At 59.8% G+C, this 20,172-nt stretch carries 21 protein-coding genes, 1 tRNA gene and 1 riboswitch; of the genes, 16 read left to right on the forward strand and 6 right to left on the reverse strand.

The annotated features are described in order from the left end of the window. Positions 1-18: 18 nt before the first annotated feature. Together pnp and rpsO are read right to left on the reverse strand one after the other, a co-directional pair. Complete coding sequence (gene pnp / locus B472_RS02160; protein ID WP_019428192.1) at positions 19-2,124, reverse strand: polyribonucleotide nucleotidyltransferase; 2,106 nt, start codon at positions 2,122-2,124, stop codon at positions 19-21. A 219-nt stretch (positions 2,125-2,343) separates the two neighbouring features. Continuing rightward, positions 2,344-2,610 (reverse strand): 30S ribosomal protein S15, encoded by a 267-nt coding sequence (rpsO, locus tag B472_RS02165; RefSeq protein WP_019428565.1) that lies wholly within the window; start codon positions 2,608-2,610, stop codon positions 2,344-2,346. 381 nt (positions 2,611-2,991) lie between these two features. On the opposite strand from rpsO, the gene B472_RS02170 reads away from it, so the two are divergent. From B472_RS02170 to B472_RS02200, 7 genes are all read left to right on the forward strand, one after another. Next, a complete protein-coding gene (locus tag B472_RS02170; RefSeq protein WP_019428194.1) occupies positions 2,992-4,797 on the forward strand; it encodes a nitrite/sulfite reductase in 1,806 nt (601 codons plus the stop codon). An 85-nt stretch (positions 4,798-4,882) separates the two neighbouring features. Then, positions 4,883-5,260 carry a DUF934 domain-containing protein gene (locus B472_RS02175; RefSeq protein WP_019428195.1) on the forward strand — a complete coding sequence of 126 codons (378 nt, stop codon included), beginning with the start codon at positions 4,883-4,885 and terminating at the stop codon, positions 5,258-5,260. A gap of 36 nt (positions 5,261-5,296) precedes the next feature. Next, the gene (locus tag B472_RS02180; RefSeq protein ID WP_026039780.1) at positions 5,297-6,082 is read left to right on the forward strand and encodes a phosphoadenylyl-sulfate reductase; all 786 of its coding nucleotides are present in this window, start codon (positions 5,297-5,299) and stop codon (positions 6,080-6,082) included. 20 nt (positions 6,083-6,102) lie between these two features. Then, positions 6,103-7,032, forward strand: a complete 930-nt coding sequence (gene cysD, locus B472_RS02185; RefSeq protein WP_019428197.1) for a sulfate adenylyltransferase subunit CysD — start codon at positions 6,103-6,105, stop codon at positions 7,030-7,032. Further along, on the forward strand, positions 7,032-8,294 hold the full coding sequence (locus B472_RS02190) for a sulfate adenylyltransferase subunit 1 (RefSeq protein WP_019428198.1): 1,263 nt from the start codon (positions 7,032-7,034) through the stop codon (positions 8,292-8,294). Before cysD ends, B472_RS02190 begins: the two co-directional genes overlap by 1 nt. Positions 8,295-8,356: 62 nt before the next feature. Then, a complete protein-coding gene (fdxA, locus tag B472_RS02195; RefSeq protein ID WP_026039781.1) occupies positions 8,357-8,686 on the forward strand; it encodes a ferredoxin FdxA in 330 nt (109 codons plus the stop codon). Positions 8,687-8,694: 8 nt separating this feature from the next. Next, positions 8,695-9,732: an NAD(P)/FAD-dependent oxidoreductase gene (locus B472_RS02200; protein ID WP_019428200.1), complete on the forward strand. Its 1,038-nt coding sequence runs from the start codon at positions 8,695-8,697 to the stop codon at positions 9,730-9,732. Between the two features lie 22 nt (positions 9,733-9,754). Beyond that, a riboswitch (TPP riboswitch) is annotated at positions 9,755-9,857 on the forward strand. A gap of 127 nt (positions 9,858-9,984) precedes the next feature. Here the strand turns inward: B472_RS02200 and thiD are convergent. Then, positions 9,985-10,851, reverse strand: a complete 867-nt coding sequence (gene thiD / locus B472_RS02205) for a bifunctional hydroxymethylpyrimidine kinase/phosphomethylpyrimidine kinase (protein ID WP_019428201.1) — start codon at positions 10,849-10,851, stop codon at positions 9,985-9,987. A 38-nt stretch (positions 10,852-10,889) separates the two neighbouring features. Here thiD and B472_RS02210 point away from each other — a divergent pair, with 38 nt between their 5' ends. From B472_RS02210 to B472_RS02250, 9 genes are all read left to right on the forward strand, one after another. After that, positions 10,890-11,975: an FAD-dependent oxidoreductase gene (locus tag B472_RS02210; RefSeq protein ID WP_019428202.1), complete on the forward strand. Its 1,086-nt coding sequence runs from the start codon at positions 10,890-10,892 to the stop codon at positions 11,973-11,975. Continuing rightward, on the forward strand, positions 11,968-12,180 hold the full coding sequence (gene thiS / locus B472_RS02215; RefSeq protein ID WP_019428203.1) for a sulfur carrier protein ThiS: 213 nt from the start codon (positions 11,968-11,970) through the stop codon (positions 12,178-12,180). The genes B472_RS02210 and thiS overlap by 8 nt, the downstream gene beginning before the upstream one ends. Positions 12,181-12,199: 19 nt before the next feature. Continuing rightward, positions 12,200-13,006, forward strand: a complete 807-nt coding sequence (locus B472_RS02220; RefSeq protein ID WP_019428204.1) for a thiazole synthase — start codon at positions 12,200-12,202, stop codon at positions 13,004-13,006. Then, positions 13,003-13,953 carry a thiamine phosphate synthase gene (gene thiE, locus B472_RS02225; RefSeq protein WP_019428205.1) on the forward strand — a complete coding sequence of 317 codons (951 nt, stop codon included), beginning with the start codon at positions 13,003-13,005 and terminating at the stop codon, positions 13,951-13,953. The genes B472_RS02220 and thiE overlap by 4 nt, the downstream gene beginning before the upstream one ends. 11 nt (positions 13,954-13,964) lie before the next feature. Continuing rightward, positions 13,965-14,040, forward strand: a tRNA-Asn gene (locus tag B472_RS02230). A gap of 252 nt (positions 14,041-14,292) precedes the next feature. Then, a complete protein-coding gene (locus tag B472_RS02235) occupies positions 14,293-15,060 on the forward strand; it encodes an SDR family oxidoreductase (protein WP_019428206.1) in 768 nt (255 codons plus the stop codon). Positions 15,061-15,100: 40 nt separating this feature from the next. After that, on the forward strand, positions 15,101-16,003 hold the full coding sequence (locus tag B472_RS02240) for a DMT family transporter (protein ID WP_019428207.1): 903 nt from the start codon (positions 15,101-15,103) through the stop codon (positions 16,001-16,003). 34 nt (positions 16,004-16,037) lie between these two features. Then, positions 16,038-17,099, forward strand: a complete 1,062-nt coding sequence (locus B472_RS02245; protein WP_026039783.1) for a cyclase family protein — start codon at positions 16,038-16,040, stop codon at positions 17,097-17,099. 107 nt (positions 17,100-17,206) lie between these two features. Then, on the forward strand, positions 17,207-18,175 hold the full coding sequence (locus B472_RS02250; RefSeq protein WP_019428209.1) for a tripartite tricarboxylate transporter substrate binding protein: 969 nt from the start codon (positions 17,207-17,209) through the stop codon (positions 18,173-18,175). Between the two features lie 17 nt (positions 18,176-18,192). Here the strand turns inward: B472_RS02250 and B472_RS02255 are convergent, their stop codons facing one another. The 3 genes from B472_RS02255 to B472_RS02265 are packed head-to-tail and all read right to left on the reverse strand — an operon-like array spanning position 18,193 to position 20,155. Continuing rightward, positions 18,193-18,615, reverse strand: a complete 423-nt coding sequence (locus tag B472_RS02255; protein WP_019428210.1) for a hypothetical protein — start codon at positions 18,613-18,615, stop codon at positions 18,193-18,195. Between the two features lie 12 nt (positions 18,616-18,627). Then, complete coding sequence (locus B472_RS02260) at positions 18,628-19,206, reverse strand: restriction endonuclease (RefSeq protein ID WP_019428211.1); 579 nt, start codon at positions 19,204-19,206, stop codon at positions 18,628-18,630. 40 nt (positions 19,207-19,246) lie between these two features. Further along, positions 19,247-20,155 (reverse strand): TauD/TfdA family dioxygenase, encoded by a 909-nt coding sequence (locus B472_RS02265; RefSeq protein ID WP_238147358.1) that lies wholly within the window; start codon positions 20,153-20,155, stop codon positions 19,247-19,249. Positions 20,156-20,172 lie beyond the last annotated feature (17 nt).

Below are 20,172 nucleotides of genomic sequence, written 5' to 3' on the forward strand. Positions count from 1 at the left end.
CCGAAAACCAAGCGTCATTTAAGCCTGAGCAGGACGGTCCAACAAAGCCTTCATCGACAACTTGATGCGGCCTTTTTCGTCGGTTTCCATGACCTTGACCTTGACGATCTGGCCTTCGCTCAGGTAGTCGGTCACTTTTTCGACGCGCTCGTGAGCGATCTGGCTGATGTGCAACAAACCGTCTTTGCCGGGCAGCAAGTTGATCAAAGCACCGAAGTCCAAGATTTTGGTCACGGGGCCTTCGTAGACCTTGCCGATTTCGACTTCGGCGGTGATCTGCTCGATGCGCTTTTTGGCGATCTCTGCCTTCTCGCCATCGGTGGCAGCGATCGTGATCGTGCCGTCTTCGGAGATGTTGATCTGGCAACCGGTCTCTTCGGTCAACGCGCGGATGGTGGCGCCGCCTTTGCCGATCACGTCACGGATTTTCTCGGGGTTGATCTTCATGGTGAAGAGCTTGGGTGCGAAATCCGACACTTCGGTGTTGGCTTCGCTCATCGCCTCTTGCATCTTGCCCAAGATGTGCATGCGGGCTTCTTTGGCTTGGGCCAAAGCGACTTGCATGATTTCTTTGGTGATGCCCTGGATCTTGATGTCCATCTGCAAGGCGGTGATACCGTGGGTGGTACCGGCCACTTTGAAGTCCATGTCGCCCAGGTGGTCTTCGTCACCCAAGATGTCGGTCAACACCGCAAAGCGGTTGTCTTCCTTGATCAGGCCCATGGCGATGCCGGCCACATGGGCTTTCATCGGCACACCCGCATCCATCATCGACAAGCAGCCGCCGCAGACCGAAGCCATGGACGAAGAGCCGTTCGACTCGGTGATCTCGGACACCACACGCACGGTGTAGGGGAACTCTTCTTTGCTCGGCAACACAGCGGCCAAAGCACGCTTGGCCAAACGGCCGTGGCCGATTTCGCGGCGCTTGGTGCTGCCCATGCGGCCCACTTCGCCGGTGGCAAAGGGAGGCATGTTGTAGTGGAACATGAAGCGGTCTTCGAACTCGCCAGCCAATGCGTCGATGCGCTGAGCGTCACGCTCGGTGCCCAAAGTGGTGATCACCAAAGCTTGGGTTTCGCCACGTGTGAACAGGGCCGAACCGTGTGTGCGGGGCAGCACGCTGTTGCGAATTTCGATGGGGCGCACCGTGCGTGTGTCGCGACCGTCGATACGGGGCTCACCCGCCAAAATCTGGCTGCGCACGATGCGCGCTTCGATTTCGAACATCAGGCCATCGAGCTTGACGCCATCAAAGGCCACACCCTCTTCGGCCAAAGCCACTTTGACCGAAGCGTAGGCTTCGCGGCAAGCGTGCGTGCGGGCTTGCTTGTTGCGGATTTGGTAAGCAGCGCGCAGCTTGTCTTCAGCGAGTGAAGCCAGCTTGGTTTCGAAAGCCGTATCGCGGGCAGGCGCTTGCCAGTCCCACACCGGCTTGCCGGCTTCGCGCACCAACTCGTGGATGGCGTTGATGGCAATGGCCGATTGCTCGTGGCCATACACCACGCCACCCAACATGATTTCTTCGGACAGTTGCAGGGCTTCAGATTCGACCATCAGCACAGCCGCTTCGGTACCGGCCACCACCAAATCCATCACGCTGTCTTTGCGCTGGGTTTGACCGGGGTTCAGGACGTATTCGCCGTTGATGTAACCCACGCGTGCAGCACCGATGGGGCCGTTGAAAGGGATGCCCGAAATGGACAAGGCGGCAGACACGGCGATCATCGCCGCGATGTCGGCATCGACTTCAGGGTTCAAAGACACGGTGTGGATGACCACGTGCACGTCGTTGTAGAAACCTTCAGGGAACAAAGGACGGATCGGACGGTCGATCAAACGGCTGGTCAGGGTTTCGTGCTCGCTGGGCTTGGCTTCACGCTTGAAAAAACTGCCGGGGATCTTGCCTGCAGCATAAGTTTTCTCGATGTAATCGACCGTCAACGGGAAGAAATCTTGACCCGCTTTGGCGATTTTGGAACCCACGACGGTGGCAAGCACCACCGTGCCCTCCATGTCGAGCAGCACGGCACCGCCGGCTTGGCGGGCGACTTCGCCGGTTTCCATCTTGACCGTGTGCTGGCCCCACTGGAAAGACTTGGTGACTTTGTTAAAAATAGACATGTTCAGAACTCCTGAATACAAAAGCGCATGAGGCTGCGCCGTGGGCCCGAAAGTTGACGCTCTGAACTCGATGCCATTCCACAAAACCTTGCCAACATTTGCATGAAAGCCTTGTGGAATGACACAGCGCGGGTTCTTTGAGACAAATTCCGACAGAAAAAAAGAATAAAGCGCCTGAGCTAGTGAACTAACTCAGGCGCTTTTCATCTGGACAGACGATTACTTGCGCAGGCCAAGTTTGGCAATCAGCGCAACGTAACGGTCAGCATCACGGGACTTGAGGTAGTCGAGCAGTTTGCGGCGACGGCTCACCATGCGCAGCAAGCCGCGGCGACCGTGATGGTCTTTGGCGTGTGTTTTGAAGTGGGGCGTCAGCTCATTGATGCGGGCTGTCAGCAAAGCCACCTGGACTTCTGGGGACCCAGTGTCATTGGCAGCGCGTGCGTTGGCCTTGACGACCTCGGCCTTGATTGAAGATGCAATCATGGTGTTTCCTTGTTGTTTCGCTGGCATCCAGTGAAGGATTGGAGCGGGTAAATGACTTGCGCCAACTGCCGGAAAAGCGGATAGCGTGCGTTCTGCAAGTCGCAAAACAGGTCGAGTATAGCCCGAAACCACCCATCTTGCGAGCACCGTCAGCCCTCTCCAAGGCGGAGACAGCCCCAAATCATGCCCTGAGCCCAGGCGTCGGAAGCGCGTCAACGACCCTTATTCAACAAAAGAATATATGCAAAACTAAAAAGTCGTTTGTTTTGGCATAAGCGAAGCCTACATTCAACAGTGCTCATCGTTAAGAGAACAGCATGAAAGCCTTGGCTTGACCCGCTGACACAGCTTGTCCCAACCGATCCTCCAAAACAACGACCCATGTACCAGTACACCGAATTTGACAAACAGTTCGTGCGCGCCCGGGCGGCGCAGCACCGCGATCAGCTCGAACGCTTTCAAGCAGGACAACTGAGTGCCGATGAATTCAAACCCCTGCGCCTGCAAAACGGTTGGTACGTGCAACGTTATGCCCCCATGCTGCGCGTGGCAGTGCCTTACGGCGAGATCTCGGGCCCACAACTCAAAGTGCTGGCACAAATCGCCCGCGAGTACGACACGCCCGATCCCGCCCTGTTGTCTCTGGCCCAGGCCACGCAAGACAACATTGCGGGACCCGCCCCAAAACTGACCACCAACTGCGGCCACTTCACCACCCGCCAGAACGTGCAGTTCAACTGGATTCCGCTGGACAAATCAGCCGATGTGATGGACCTTTTGGCCACGGTGAACCTGCACGGCATCCAGACCAGCGGCAATTGCATCCGCAACACCACCACCGACGAGCTGGCCGGTGTGGCGGTGGACGAAGTGGTCGATCCGCGCCCCTACGCAGAGCTGATCCGCCAGTGGAGCACGCTGCACCCCGAGTTCGCTTTTTTGCCCCGCAAATTCAAAATTGCCATCACGGGTGCTGCGGAAGACCGCGCGGCCATTGGCTGGCACGACGTGGGCCTGCAAATGGTCAAAAACGCAGCGGGCGAAGTGGGTTTCAAGGTGCAAGTGGGCGGTGGCATGGGCCGCACCCCCATGGTGGGCTCGGTCATTCGCACGTTCCTGCCCTGGAACCAGATCATGAATTACCTAGAGGCGGTTATCCGCGTCTACAACCGCTGGGGCCGCCGCGACAACATTTACAAAGCACGCATCAAAATTTTGGTCAAAGCCGAAGGCCAGCGTTACTTTGACGAAGTCGAGGCTGAATACCAGGACATTCTGGTGAAAGACGGCGGCCTGCACACCATCCCGCAAGCCGAGTTCGATCGTGTAGCCGCCTGCTTTGCCCCGCCTGACTTGACCCTGTCATCCAGAAACGCCGAATGGGCCACCAAGTCCGAGGCCGATGTCGCCATCGAAGCCGCCAAGACGCCAGCCTTTGCCCGCTGGATGGCGCAAAACGTCAAACCACACCAAAACCCCGCTTTGCGTGCCGTGACCCTGTCTTTCAAACGTCCAGGCCAAGCGCCGGGCGACGCCACCGCCGATCAGCTGGATGCTGCAGCCGCCTTGGTGTCCAAGTTTTCTGCAGGCGAAGCCCGCGTGACGCACGGTCAAAACCTGGTCCTGCCTTGGGTACGCCTAGACCAGCTGCACGCGCTCTGGCTCGAAGCCAAGGCCCTGGGTCTGGCCCAGCCCAACATTGGCCTTTTAACCGACATGATTGCCTGCCCTGGTGGCGACTACTGCGCCTTGGCCAATGCCCGTTCACTGCCCTTGGCAGCGGCCATCACCGAGCGGTACCAAGACTTGGACGAGCTGAACGACCTGGGCCCCATCGACTTTCACATCAGCGGCTGCATCAACTCGTGTGGCCACCACCACTCGGGCCACATCGGCATTTTGGGCGTCGACAAAGACGGCAAAGAGTGGTACCAGGTCACGCTGGGCGGTTCGGACGGCAAAGCGCTGTCGGGGCCGACGGGTCCTGGCAAAGTGGTCGGCCCCGCGTTTTCGTCGGTGGAGGTGCCCGACGCGATCGAAGCGGTGTTGGACACCTACAAAGCGCTTCGGCAGCCAACGCAAGACCGCCACGAGTACTTCATCGAAACCCTGCGCCGCGTGGGCCAAGACCCATTCAAGGCGGCGGCCAATTCGGCACGCCACCCTGCCGCGCAAACCACTGTCTGAAGCCCACCTGTAGGCGCCCACCCGGTGGGCGATTTAGTGAAAACATCGCCCACAGGGTGGGTTCCTACAAAACAAAAGACCGACCATGAACATCATTTCTGCCCAAGAACACCAAGCCGTTGAATCCCCCACGGTCATCACGCTGGCCAACGACGTGGATCCCCACACCCTCAACTTGGTTGGCGTGACGCGCATCGACCTGCAGTTCCCCAAGTTCACCGACGGACGCGCCTACAGCCAAGCCTTTTTGCTGCGCCGGCGTTTGGGCTTTGCAGGCGAACTGCGCGCGACAGGCGACGTGCTGATCGACCAATTGGTGCAAATGCAGCGCACCGGTTTTGATGTGGCCGTGCTGCGCGAAGGCGTCGATGCCTCGGCGGCGCAACGCCAGTTCGAACGCTTTGCTGGTTTTTACCAAGGCTCTGCTGTCAGCACCCAACCCCAGTTTGCGAAAGTTGCCTGAAGCTTCTCACACGGGGTGGACCCCTACAAAAAAACCATGACCTCCAGCCATTTCTCCCCTCGCAACCCAGCGGCCAATGCCACGGACTTGCATGCCAAAGCCAGCCCGGACTTTGCCGCCAAGCTGACTGAGACCGAAAACCTGCTCCGCCGCGCCGCCACAGCGTTCGCCCCGGTCAGCCAAGCCTCCAGCCTGGGCGCCGAAGATGTGGTGATCACCCACCTCATCAACCGCCTGCAATTGGACATTCCGGTGTTTGTGCTGGAAACCGGCGCACTGCACACCGAAACCCTGGCGCTGCTAGAACGCACACAGGCCCATTCGCAAACGCCCATCCAGGTTTTCAGACCCGCGCACGCTTCGGTCATGCAGTTCGTGCGCGACAAAGGGCAAGACGCCATGTACCACAGCATTGAGCTGCGCAAAGCGTGCTGCAGCGTTCGCAAGATGGAACCGCTGACCCGTGCATTGGCGGGCCATCGCGCCTGGATTACCGGTCTGCGCCAGGAGCAATCGAATGCCCGCGCCGAGGTGCCCATGCAAGACGACAGCGAAGTCACCGACAGCGCCGCCAACGGCAAGGCATCTGCTTCGGTGGGGTTGACCAAGTTCAACCCGCTGGCCCGATGGACTTGGGGCGATGTGTGGCACTACATCGCCGAAAACCAAGTGGACTACAACCCCCTGCACGACCAGTTCTTTCCCAGCATCGGCTGCGCACCCTGCACCCGCGCCATCAGCTTGGGTGAGGAATTTCGTGCAGGCCGCTGGTGGTGGGAGAGCGATGCGGCCAAGGAGTGCGGCTTGCACGCCAAGTCCTGATTGAGACAAGAGAGAAACACATGAACGCCATGACACAAACCGAGTTGCGCACCCTGAGCAACAGCCACCTCGATGCGCTGGAAGAAGAAACCATCTTCATCCTGCGTGAAGTCGCTGCCGCCTTTGAGCGCCCCACCTTGTTGTTTTCCGGTGGCAAGGATTCGCTGGTCATGCTCAGGTGCGCCGAAAAAGCTTTTGGCGCTGGGCGCATTCCCTACCCGCTGCTGATGATCGACACCGGGCACAACTTCCAGGAAGTGACCGATTTCCGTGACGCACGCGCCAAAGAACTGGGTGCAGAGCTCATCGTGCGCAGCGTCGAAGACTCGATGAAGCGGGGTACCGTCCGCCTGGCCCACCCCGGTGAGAGCCGCAACGTGCACCAATCGGTCACGCTGCTCGAAGCGATTGAGGAGTTCGGCTTTGACGCCCTCATTGGCGGTGCCCGCCGTGACGAAGAAAAGGCACGGGCGAAAGAGCGCATCTTTTCGCACCGCGACAGTTTTGGTCAGTGGCAACCCAAGGCCCAGCGTCCTGAGTTGTGGACCCTGTTCAACCACAGGCTGCAGCCGGGCGAGCACTTCCGCGTTTTCCCGATCAGCAACTGGACCGAGTTGGACGTGTGGCAGTACATCGCCCGCGAGAAAATCGCCCTCCCCGCGATTTACTACACCCACAAGCGCGAAGTGGTGGACCGTCGGGGCCTGTGGGTACCCGTGACCGCGCTGACCCCGCCCAAAGACGGCGAGACCGTCGAAATCCGCGACGTGCGCTTTCGCACCGTGGGAGACATCACCTGCACCTGCCCGGTGGAAAGCACGGCCTCGACGCCCGAGCAGATCGTGGTCGAGACGCTGGCCGCCGATGTGAGCGAACGCGGCGCCACACGCATGGACGACAAGACGTCCGAGGCCTCCATGGAAAAACGCAAGAAAGACGGGTACTTTTAATGAACGCACTGAAATTCATCACCTGCGGTTCCGTCGACGATGGCAAGAGCACGCTGATTGGCCGCCTGCTGGTCGACACCAAAGCCGTGCTGCAAGACCACTTGGCCGGGGTGCAGCGTTCTGGCGAAACAGACTTGGCCCTGCTGACCGATGGCCTGAGCGCCGAGCGCGAGCAAGGCATCACCATCGATGTGGCCTACCGCTACTTCAACACCGAAGCACGCAAATTCATCATCGGTGACGCGCCAGGCCACGAGCAATACACACGCAACATGGTCACCGCCGCTTCAAACGCCGACGCCGCCGTGGTGCTGGTGGACGCCATCAAACTCGACTGGGCCAAGCCCAACTTGCAACTGCTGCCGCAAACGCGCCGCCACTCACTGCTGGTGAACCTGCTGCGCGTGCCGTCCATCGTGTTCGCCATCAACAAACTCGACGCCGTGGCCGACCCCGTCTTGGCCTACAACAACATCTCGAATGCCTTGAACCTCTTTGCCAAAGCAGCAGGCATCACGGTCACCGCCATGGTCCCCGTGTCGGCCCTCAAAGGCTGGAACGTGGTGACCACGGAAAACAATGACCAAACCGACTGGTGCGGCTACTCCGGCCCCAGCCTGCTCAGCATCCTCGAAGACCTGCCGGTCACACCTGCCGAGACCGATGTGGCCTTCAGCTTTCCGGTGCAGTTGGTGGAGAAATTTCACGATTCCGGGGACACCACCCAAGGTCGCCGTGTGTTCTGGGGACGCGTGGCCACGGGCAGCATCGGACCGGGCCAAACCGTCCGGGTGTTCCCCAGCGGCCAAACGGCCACGGTTTCACAGGTGCTGTCTGCCACCCGCCAGCCCCAAAGCCAAGCCGCTGGCAGCAGCGCCGGCATCGTGCTGGACAGGGAGGTGGATGTCTCGCGGGGTGACTGGCTCATGGCCGCCGAAGGTGTCACCGAAAGCCAGCGCCAGCTCAGCACCACGGTGGCATGGATGGACGATGAGCCCTTGGTGGCTGGCCGCGTTTACTGGGCACTCCATGGTCACCGATGGGTCAAGGCCCGGGTGCAGCGCGTGGAGCACCGCCTAAACGTGAACACGCTGGCCGAGGAAGAAGCCACCGAGTTAGCCCCCAACGCCATCGGCCACGTCACCTTGGCCCTGCAGGAACCTCTGGCCACCGTGCCTTTTGCCCGCTCGCGCACCCTGGGGGCGCTGGTGTTGGTGGACACCGCCACGCACAAGACCTCGGGGGCAGCGCTGGTGCGCTGATCTCCTTTAAAATGTTCTCCATGGCGCCGCACGGGCAGCGCCAAATCACTGCTGAGCCCACCATGACCCACGTTGTTTCCGAATCCTGTATCCAGTGCAAGTACACCGACTGTGTGGACGTTTGCCCTGTGGATTGCTTTCGCGAAGGCCCCAACTTCTTGACCATCGACCCCGATGAGTGCATCGATTGCGCCGTGTGCATCCCAGAATGCCCGGTCAACGCCATTTTTGCCGAAGAAGACCTGCCCGCCGACCAACAGCACATGACCCAGCTCAACGCCGAGTTGGCCTTGTTGCCGGGCTGGAAGAGCATCACCAAGCGCAAAACCCCGATGCCCAACGCCGACGACTGGAAAGACAAGACCGGCAAGCTGTCCGAGTTGATCCGCTGACCCGGCCCATGCGTTCGCCGATCGAAACACAGGCCCTGGTGATCGGCGCGGGCCCGGTGGGCCTTTTCCAGGTCTTCCAACTGGGCCTTCAAGGCATCCACTGTCACGTGGTCGACGCTCTGCCCCATGTGGGCGGGCAATGCGCCGAGCTTTATGCCAACAAACCCATTTACGACATCCCGGGCATTCCCCTGTGCACCGGCCAAGAATTGGTCGATCGCTTGCAACAACAGGTCTCGCCCTTCAAGCCCACGCTGCACTTGGGCGAACACATCACCCTCATTGAACGCCAAGCCGACCAGCGCTTGGCCGTGATGACCGATGCGGGACAACGCTTCCTGACCCATACCTTGTTCATTGCAGCTGGCGTGGGCGCTTTTTTACCGCGCCGCATGGCCCTCGAAGATCTGGTCCCTTTCGAAGGCACGCAAGTCTTTGCTGAACACCCTGTGCCCAAGCATTGGGCCGGCCAACACCTGGTGGTGGCCGGCGATGGCGATGCCGCCTTGCAGACTTGCTTGGACGCCAGCACAGGCCCGCAAGCCGCCGCCAGCGTCACCCTGCTGCACCGCCGTGACCAATTCAGTGCTGAACCCGATTTGATCAACCGCATGCGCCTGGCCTGCCGAGAGGGCCGCATGCGCTTCGTGGCGGGTCAGCCCACCGGCCTTCGGGCCGAGGCGGGCCGACTCCATGCCCTGGAGTTGCTCAACCCGCAAGGCGAATCCGAATGGTTGACCCTGGACGTGCTGCAAACCTGCCTGGGCCTTTCGCCCAAATTAGGTCCCGTTGCGCAATGGGGCCTTGCCATGGAACGTAAGCAATTGCTGGTCAACACCGAAAACTTTGGGACGTCTGAGCCCGGTATTTTTGCGGTCGGCGACATCAACACCTACCCCGGCAAAAAGAAGCTCATCCTGTGCGGTTTTCACGAAGCCACCTTGGCAGCGTTCGGCGCGGTCTCGTTGTTGCGGCCCCAAGAAAAGACCTTGCTGCACTACACCACCACATCCACTTTGCTGCACCAACGCTTGGGCCTGACTTAAAATTGGTTTTCTTTGCAAACGCAAAGACCGCTGGGGGTGTTGGAGGCTTCAAAGCCTTCGACTGAGAAAGTCCCTTTGAACCTGATTGAGGTAATCCTCGCGCAGGGAAGCCCGCTCCAAAGGACTGGTCTTGGCACATGGACCCAAGCCTCTGACACAGCGGTTTTCTTGCGCCAAACTTGGCACCCGACTTTGGCGAACGTTTTGATTCCCCGTGATGAGCCCACTTCGGTCCCACCGAAACGGATGGCTTTATGCCAAGCGCTTGGTTTGCGCCGATCCCGCAGCAAGCAAACGGTGCAGTGGCAAGGGCGCAAAGCCGTGGTTCAATGGCCCATGCCCTTGACCCGTGCCGACCTCTGCGCCTTGGGCAATGGCATTCAAAATGAAGTCACGCGCCAAAGTCACCGACGCTTCCAAATTTTGGCCCAGCGCCAAATGGGCCGCGATGGCCGACGACAGTGTGCAGCCGGTGCCATGCACATTGCGGCTGGGGATGCGGGACGACGCCAAGCGGCGTGTGGCCCCCTCGTTCTGCACCAACAGATCCACCACCTCATCGCCCACCAAATGCCCCCCCTTGAGCAGCACCGCTTTGGCGCCCAGAGCCAAGAGGCCTTGCGCTGCTGCGCTCAGGGCCTGGGCATCTGCAATGGGGTGCCCAAGCAGCAGCTGTGCCTCGTCCAAATTTGGGGTGACCACCGTGACGCGCGGAAACAATTCACGCACCAAAACTTGCACCGTTTCTTGGGCGATCAATCGGTCACCACTGGTGGCCACCATCACCGGGTCCAGCACAACATGGCGAATGTTGTAGTGGTCAATGGCCCAAGCCACCACCGACACAATGGCCGGCTCATGCAACATGCCAATCTTCAGGGCATCCACGCCCATGTCGTCCATCACCGACTGGATTTGTGCCTTCAAAAAAGACGCGGGCACCGCATGGATGCCCTGCACGCCCACCGTGTTTTGCGCCGTGAGTGCGGTGATCGCGCTCATGCCGTAGCAGCCCAAAGCGGCAAATGTTTTCAAGTCGGCCTGAATGCCTGCCCCCCCGCCGCTGTCCGATCCAGCAATGGTGAGCACGCGTGCGTAGCGGTATGGGTGATCGTTCATACCGCAAATTATCGGCGATCCAAACTGGATACCTTGACATGAACAAGCCCCTTTCCAGTGTGGTTTTGGGCGCAGGCCTGATGGGCCGCATGTTGGCCCACGCCTTGGCCCAAATCGGTCACCGCGTGCAAGTGCACGAAGCGCAAGGCGAAGACGGCCAAGGCTCGGCCGCACGCGTGGCCGCCGCCATGCTGGCGCCTTTGGCCGAATCGGCCATCACCGAATTGCCAGTGGTGCGCATGGGTCACCACGGCCTGACGCGTTGGCCTGAGTTGATCGCAGCCCTACCTGAGCCCGTTTTCTTTCAGCAAAACGGCACTTTGGTGCTGTGGCACCGACAAGATGCGGCCGAGGCCAAACGCTTTGAAGGCCTGTTGCTGCGCACCCAAGACGAATGCCCCGAATTGCCCACCACCCAAAGGCTGGATGCACAGGCCTTGAAAAGCTTGGAACCCGGTATGGAGCAACGCTTCAACCAAGCTTTGTATTTGCCCGGTGAAGGCCAACTCGACAACCGCGAGTTGCTGGCGTCTTTGCTCAAAGGCATGGCGAAACTGGGTGTGGAGGTGCGGTGGAACAGCCCGGCATCGCCCGACGATTTTCAACCCGGCCAAAGCGGCCAACCCGACTGGGTCTTTGACTGCCGAGGTCTGGGCGCACGCCAAAACTGGACACAACTGCGTGGCGTCAGGGGCGAGGTGCTGCGGCTTTATGCACCCGATGTGGACCTGCAGCGACCTACGCGGCTGATCCATCCCCGTTACCCCATCTACATCGCACCGAAAGAAAACCACGTGTTTGTGATCGGTGCGACCGAAATCGAGACGGAAGACCTGTCTGCCGTGAGTGTCCGCTCCACCTTGGAGCTGCTGAGCGCCGCCTACACGGTGCACAGCGGATTTGCCGAGGCGCGCATTTTGGAGGCCAGCACCCAAGCCCGCCCCACTCTGATCGACAATCTGCCCGCCATCCGTTGCTTGGGCGAACGGGCCTTGCAGATCAACGGCCTGTACCGCCATGGTTTTTTGATCTCCCCCGCCCTGCTGGATGTGGTGATGGAATGGGTACAACACCAATCCACGAATCTGGCCACACAGTTCAACTTGAAATTCCAACATGCCTGAACCCACCATCCAAGTGCGCATCAACCATGCCATTTATGAGCTGTCGCAAGGGGCCAGCTTGGCAGACGCCATTGCGCAGGTTGAAATTTCTCCACCCTTTGCCGCTGCGGTCAATTTGCAATTCGTCCCTCGGGCCCAATACCCTGTGCACCTGCTGCAAAATGGCGACCACATTGAACTGATCTCGCCCATCACTGGCGGCTAAGACCCCCACGAACTTCCCCATGAACACCCCTTCGCTGACCCCAGACCCCCTCGTGCTTTACGGCGAACGCTTTGACAGCCGCCTGATGCTGGGGACCTCACGCTACCCCTCGCCCAGCGTTTTGATCGAAGCCATTGAGCGCTCTGCCCCAGCCATGTTGACCGCTTCCTTGCGTCGGCAAACGGGCAGTGGTGGCGAGGCCTCGCAAAGTTTTTGGAACCTGTTGCGCCAAGCCAAGGTGCCCGTCTTGCCCAACACTGCCGGTTGCCACAGCGTGCAAGAGGCCATCACCACGGCGGAGATGGCCCGCGAAGTCTTTGAGACCGACTGGATCAAACTCGAATTGATTGGAGACGACTACACCCTGCAGCCCGACACCCTGAACTTGCCCGCTGCAGCTGCGGCGCTCATCCAGTCCGGTTTCAAGGTCCTGCCTTACACCACCGACGACCTGGTCTTGTGCCAACGCTTGGTCGACGTGGGCTGCCAAGCCGTGATGCCTTGGGCGGCCCCCATCGGCACCGGCAAAGGCCCCATCAACCCGCACGCGCTGCGCACCCTGCGCGAACGCCTCAATGTGCCCATGATCGTGGACGCGGGCTTGGGTTTGCCCTCGCACGCCTGCCAAGTCATGGAGTGGGGGTACGACGGGGTGCTGCTCAACACGGCCGTGGCCTTGGCGCAAGACCCGGTGCGCATGGCGCAGGCCTTTGCCCATGCGGTAGCGGCGGGCCGCTCCGCGTTTTTGGCGGGTGCCATGCAAGCGCAAGACAATGCCCAACCCAGCACACCGGTGCTGGGCACCCCTTTTTGGCACCAAACATGAACACCGCCAACGACATTGCACTGACCTTGGCCCAAACTCACGCGGGCATGCTGGCGGGCGAGCCCCGCAGCGACGACCTGAGCACCCAAGACCAAGAGGCCGGCTGGGATGTGGAGCACGCGGGCGTCTTGCAAGGGTGCCGACAACTCGGCTTTTTAGAACATGACGCCCAGTGTGTGGCGCAGGCATGGCGCAGGCAAACCCAGCGAAACGGCCATTTTTCTGCCGCCGATTGGCCAAGCGATCCTCAAGACTTTGGCCTGAGCACCCGCCCCAGAGACCAGACCTTTGCGCCTTGCCCGCGCAGTTTGGGCTTGTACGCGGTTTTGCCAGATGCACAGTGGGTGGGCCGCATGGCCCAAGCCGGGGTTCAGACGCTGCAGTTGCGCTTCAAATCCGAAGACCCTGATGCCATTCGCCAACAAGTGAGGCTCGCGGTTCAAGCCGTGCGCGGCACCAACAGCTTGCTGTTCATCAACGACCACTGGCAAATCGCCATCGAGGAAGGTGCTTACGGCGTACATTTGGGCCAAGAGGACATGGACGAAGCCCCCTTAGAGCAAATTCGCTTGGCTGGTTTGCGACTGGGCCTGAGTACACACGGTTACGCAGAAATGCTGCGTGCCGATGCCGCTTGCCCCAGTTACATGGCGCTGGGTGCTATTTTTCCGACCACGCTCAAGCGCATGCAAACTGCACCCCAAGGTCTGTCACGCTTGAACGCCTATGCACAGCTGATGCAGCACCACCCTCTGGTGGCGATTGGCGGCATCGACGAAGCGCGCATGCCCGCCGTGATGCAAAGCGGTGTGGGCTCTATTGCCGTGGTTCGTGCCATCACCGGCGCCAGCCAGCCCGAACAAGCTGCCAAAGCCTTGCAACACCTGATTGAAAATTTGCAAAAAACTCCGCACCCCTCTCAAAACAGGCCAAAAACAACCTTATAATCGAAAGCTGTTCCTCAATAGCTCAGTCGGTAGAGCGCCGGACTGTTAATCCGTAGGTCCCTGGTTCGAGCCCAGGTTGAGGAGCCAGAAAACAAACGAAATCAAAGGGCTGTGTGCAAACACAGCCCTTTTTTCTTGGCAGCCTGTGACCTGCTTTGGCTTGAATGAGGCCGTACCCTTTGGCGTGACCCAACACGCCTCTTCCTGACCTGACCCCTTTCAAACAACACCATTGCTGTCACCTCTGCATCAGGGTGCCAAGCACGGGTGCTGCTTCAATAGACCTGTGGCTTTCTGGGCTGATCCAGAGCCAAGGCTTCAATTTTTGCAGGACAGCAGATGACAACTTCACTCAAAGGCCAAGTGGCCTGGATCACTGGCGGCGGCAGCGGCATCGGACTGGCTGGGGCGATTGAGCTGGTCAAGGCGGGGGCTCATGTGGTGATTTCGGGGCGCACCGCGGCCACCAACGCCATGGCACTGGCCCAACTTCAAAACCTGGGCAGCGCAGAGGCGGTGCTGCTGGATGTGGCCGACAAACACGCTGTGAAAGCCACCGCCCAAGACATCGTGGCAAGACACGGCCGCATCGACATGCTGATCACCAGTGCGGGCACCAACGCCACACAGCGCAACTTCGATGTGGTCACCCCCGAAGCATGGGACGACGTGGTGGCCATCAACCTGTCGGGGCTTTTCTATTGCGTGCACGCGGTCTTGCCCACCATGCGGCAGCAGCAAGGTGGCTTGATCATCAACGTGTCATCCTGGGCTGGTTTGTATGCCTCCAAACTCACAGGCCCCGCTTACAACGCCACCAAACGCGCGGTGTTGGCACTGACCGAGTCCATCAACATGGAAGAGTGCCTCTACGGTATCCGCGCCACCTCACTCTTGCCGGGCGAAGTGGCCACGCCGATTCTGGACAAAAGACCCGTGCCACCATCGGCCCAGCAGCGCGAGCGCATGGTGCAAGCCGAAGACATGGGCCAAGCCATCTTGTTTTTGGCCCAAATGCCGGCTCGCACCTGCATCAATGAGTTGATCATCTCGCCCACCTTCAACCGCTTCTACACCGGTGGCCTGGAAACCCCAGCCCAACCATGAGCTGGGTCACTCGCACCGAGACCCACCTCTTCATGGCCCCATGAGCCAACTGTTCAGCGACAGCGCCCGCAACCGTCGCATCGGCATTGCGCTGGTCACCGTGACCACGCTGATGTTTGCGGTGCTGGACGCGTCTGCCAAATGGGCAGTGATGACACTGCCCGTGATGCAGGTGGTGTGGATGCGATTCTTGACGCACGCACTGGTCTCCATCGCGGTCTTTGCGCCCTCCCTCAAGGGCGATTTGTGGCGCTGGCGCCACCCCCGCCTGCAATTGCTGCGGGGCCTGATGCTGGCGAGCATGACAGGCCTCAACTTTTGGGCCTTGCAGTATTTGCAATTGGCAGAAACCGGGGCCATGCAGTTTTCAGTGCCTATCTTGATTGCGCTGCTCTCGGCCTGGTGGCTGGGCGAGCGGCTGGATGCCAAGCGCTGGCTGGCGATTGCGATGGGTTTTGTCGGCGTGTTGGTCATCATTCGCCCGGGCAGCAGCGGCTTTCACCCGGCCATTTTGCTGTCGGCACTCAATGCCGTCTTGTACGCGCTGTTCAACATGATGACCCGCTACCTGGCCAGCAGCGAAAACCCAGCCACAACCCAGTTGACTTCGGCAGTGGTGGCCACCTTGGTGATGACGCCGATCGCCTTGTGGCAGTGGCAAAACCCAGCCACCCTGCTGGAACGGTGCGTGATGGCTCTGGCCGGTTTGTGTGGCGGCATTGGCCACTATTTTGTGGCGGTGGCCCACCGCTATGCCTCGGCGGCAGTGCTGGGGCCGTTTTTATACCAGCAGATCATTTACATGAGCGTGCTGGGGTGGCTGGTCTTTGGCCAGGTGCCTGATTTAGCCGTGGTGCTGGGCACTTTGGTGGTGGTGGCCAGCGGTTTGTATTTGCTGTGGCGCGAGTTTCAAAGACCCGCGCCCCTCCCTTTAACCGACTGACCCATCCAGGGTTTCAGCACATCAGGAGTCACTCATGTCTTCATCCCCACGCTGGAAACAACGCCCTCCGGGCTCGAATTGGGGCGACTTCGGCCCGGACGACCAATGCGGCCGCATGAACCTGTTGACGCCCGATAAAGTGCTGCAAGGCATGCGCGAGGTGCACACAGGGCAGACCTTCAACCTCAGCCTGCCGCTGGATTTTCCGGGAGGCAATGTGCTCAACCCCAGGCGCCAACCGCCTGTGCTGCGCCCCACCCTGCGCGAGGGCAAGCCCAACATGAATTACCAACTCTGGTGCGATGACCCCAGCTGCACCGACGTGATTTGTGACGATCTGGTGATCATGCACTTGCAGTACAGCACCCAATGGGACAGCTTGGCGCATGTGGGCTCCATGTTCGATGCCAATGGCGACGGCGTGCCCGAGGCGGTCTACTACAACGGCTTTCGGGCCGGGACTGACGTGATGGGCCCCAGCGGCGGCGACGGCGCCGGCATTTTTGGTTTTCCCGAAATCGCCCGCGAATCCACGTCCTCGGCCAAAGCGCTGGGCATCGAAAAAATGTCCGAACGCTGCGTGCAGGGCCGCGCCGTGATGATCGACCTGCACGCGCACTTCGGGCGCCAAAGGGTGCGGGTGGGCTACGACATGCTGATGGACATCATGCGCAAAGATGGGGTCGTGGTCGAGTCGGGTGACATGGTGTGCCTGCACACGGGTTTTGCGCAAATGCTGCTGGAGATGAACAAGCAGCCCGATCCGCACCAGGTCGAAAACGCCTGCGCGGTGCTGGAGGGCCGCGATGAACGCTTGCTCCAGTGGATCACCGACTCGGGTCTGGTGGCGCTGATCGCCGACAACTACGCCGTCGAGGGCTTACCCGCCTCACCCCGTCCGGGCAGTTGCGCCGCGCTGCCCTTGCACGAACATTGCCTGTTCAAGCTGGGTGTGCACTTGGGCGAGATCTGGCACCTGACCCCGCTGGCCGAGTGGTTGCGCAGCCAAAAACGCTCTCGTTTTTTGCTCACCGCCCCGCCCCTGCGCTTGCCTGGAGCGATCGGCTCGCCAGCCACACCGATTGCCACGGTCTGAGCCGCTCAGCAGTGTCTGGCCAGGCGTTCGTTCAGGGTTTGCGCTAGAACCATGATCGCTTGGATGAGGCCATACTCGTATTTTTGTTATCTCTAAGAGCTCAAACCATGAAATCCTGGATGACCCGTGCAGCTTGTGCTGCTTTGGTGACTTGCATGCCGCTGATGTCCTGGGCGCAAGCCTGGCCCACCAAACAACCGATCAAATTGGTCGCTGTTTTCCCGCCAGGCGGCTCGGTCGACCAAGTGGCGCGCATTTTGTCCGGCCCCTTGTCGCAGCAACTGGGGCAAAGTGTGGTGGTCGAGAACAGGGGCGGCGCTTCGGGCGTGATTGGCACCGCGGGCGTGCTCAGCGCACCCGCTGATGGCTACACCTTTGCGGTGGTTTTTGACACCCATGGCGTGAACCAAAGTTTGATGCCCAACATGCCCTACGACAGCAAGCGGGACTTGGTCCCCTTGGTGCTGGTGGGTACATCGGCCATGATGGTCACGACCCATGCGGCCAGCGAATACAAAAGCTTTGCCGATGTGATTTCAGCCTCTAAGGCCAAAAAGAACGTGGCTTACGGCTCGATTGGCAACGGCAGCCTGGGCCATTTGGCCATGACCTTGATGACCAAAAACGGTGGCCTGGAATTCAACCACGTGCCTTTCAAAGGCGGCGGTCCTTTGATGAACGACGCCATTGCCGGTCACATTCCACTGACCATCGGCACCGTGTTTTTGAACAAGCCACACATCGACAGCAAACGCCTGCGCCCCCTGGCGGTGACCTCGTCCAAACGTGTCGCGGAATTCCCCGATGTGCCCACCATTGCCGAAGCGGGCTTTCCGGGTTTTGAAGCACCGGCCTGGTGGGCCATGTTGGCCTCGGCCAAAACACCACCCGACATCATCAAGCGCATGAACGAAGAATTGAACAAGACACTGAGCAACCCTGAGGTTTCCAAGCGCCTGGAGGCACAAGGCATCAGCATTGCAGGGGGCAGTGTGGAACGCGCCAAGACCTTCATCGATGGCCAAATCGACACTTGGGCCAAAGTTGTGCGTGAAAACGGCATCAAGCCAGACTGACCGCCATCAAGCCAGCATCAAGCATCCAGCAGTGGCGCATCGACCACCCGTTCGGGCTTCAACGCACGAACGCGGTGGTCAACGTAATAGCCGCCAAACTCGGTGTACTGGAGCAGCACCCGGTCGCACTGGCCACACGCAAAAACATCACAACGGTTGTATGGAAAAAACAGGGGTGCAATCGGCGCCTCGGGTGACTCGTAGCGCGTGCCAGTGGGGTGAAATTCTGCAAAACTGGGTTCGGGCAAGGGGGCGCCATCGGCGTCCAATGTCGCGCGCAAACTGCCCAACTTTTGCACAGCGCCTTCTGGCCAGCGGTCCCCGCTCACGCTTTCCCAGCCCTCACACGCCCCCAGCGAACATTGGCAAGCTTTGGGGCTGCGCCGCTGAGCCAATTCGCGCAAGGCTTGGGCGTCCAGCACCTGGTTTTCAGTGGTCATGGTGCCAAAGCCTCACAAAATTTTGATGGTTTCAGCTGTCAGCATGACCAAGTCTGCATCCGAAATGAGCGTGATGCGATTCTGTTCGGCATATTCGTTGGCTTTGGCACTGACTTGCCCCAAGGTGATGCACACACAGTTTCTGGCTTCAAGTGCGTCTCGGGCGGCCACCAATTCACGCAATGACTCCACCCCCAAAGCGGCTGCCTTCCAGCGTTTGGCGCTGACCACCGTGAGAACACCTTTTTTCTCCAATTGCATGTCGGCAGCGCCATTCAGATGCTTGACGGTGTAGCCCTGGCGGGTGAACGCGGTCTCGAGCAAGGCAGAAAAGTCACGCCAACCCATGCTCGAGAGCATGCTCAAGCCTTTTTCAAGTTCTGCGGCACTGGGCAAGTTGCGCTGTCGCCACATGGCCATGCAGCCAATCACGAAGAATGGAAAACCGCCCAGCATGCCCACGCCGGCATATTCTTTGGGCAACAAGGCCCCTGCCGCCAAAGCAATCACCGCCACCAACACAAAGCTGATCCACCACGGTGAGCGCAACAACACCGCGAACAGGGACTTCTCTGACATTTTGAATTTCACACCGACTCCTGAACCTGAAAAAAGCAGGCGCTATTTTCGCTCAGCAAGGCGTGTCACCCGCCAGTGTGATGCGGTGCATGACCCGCCGAAAACCATGGTAATCGTTGACGGGGTTGTGCTGCGTGCAGCGGTTGTCCCACACCGCCAGCGAATGGGGCTGCCAGACGAATCGGCAGGTGAACTCGGGCTTGACCTGGTGCTGAAACAAAAAGTTCAGCAAAGGCGCGCTCTCAGCGTCGGTCATGCCCACGATGCCTGCGGTGTGCGCCACATTGACATACAGCGCCTTGCGGCCGGTTTCGGGGTGCGTGCGCACCAGCGGGTGGTGCGCCAAATGCGCTTGGGGGGCACTGTCTTTGCCATCCGATTTGATGCGGTCCTCGCGGGTTTTGGAGACGTCGGCTTTGGCAGAGCTGCTGATGCCCACCAACCCATCGAGCAGCCTTTGCATCGTGTCAGAAAGGGCCTCCCAGGCCAAATACTGGTTGGCAAACAAGGTGTCTCCGCCGTACGGTGGAACCTCTTTGGCCAAGAGCATCGAGCCCATGGGGGGTTGCGGCAAATAAGTGGTGTCGGAGTGCCAGATGCCCCCAAAGTTCACTTTTTCGTGTTCGAGTTTTTTGACCTCGATGACACAAGGAAAGCCCTCCAAACCTTTGACAAAGGGGTATTCGATCGGTTGCCCCAGCGTTTGCGCGAACGCCATGAATTGTTGGGGGGAAAGGTCCTGGTCGCGGAAAAAAATGACCTGGTTTTGCAACAAGGCATCGCGAATCTCGCGTTGCTGCTCACCCCTCAAAGTTTGGGTCAAATCGACCCCGTGCAGCTCGGCGCCCAGGGCACCTGCAATTCGGCGAATCATCATGTTTTCATTGTGGCACAGCACCTGGGCTGGCCAGCCCTGCAACTTGTCCGCCTTGAGACAAGCCGGGCCCGTGCCTTGTGTCATTCTGAGGTACTTTTTCA

The organism is Limnohabitans sp. Rim28 (genome assembly GCF_000293865.2).
Taxonomy (GTDB): Bacteria; Pseudomonadota; Gammaproteobacteria; order Burkholderiales; family Burkholderiaceae_C; genus Limnohabitans_A.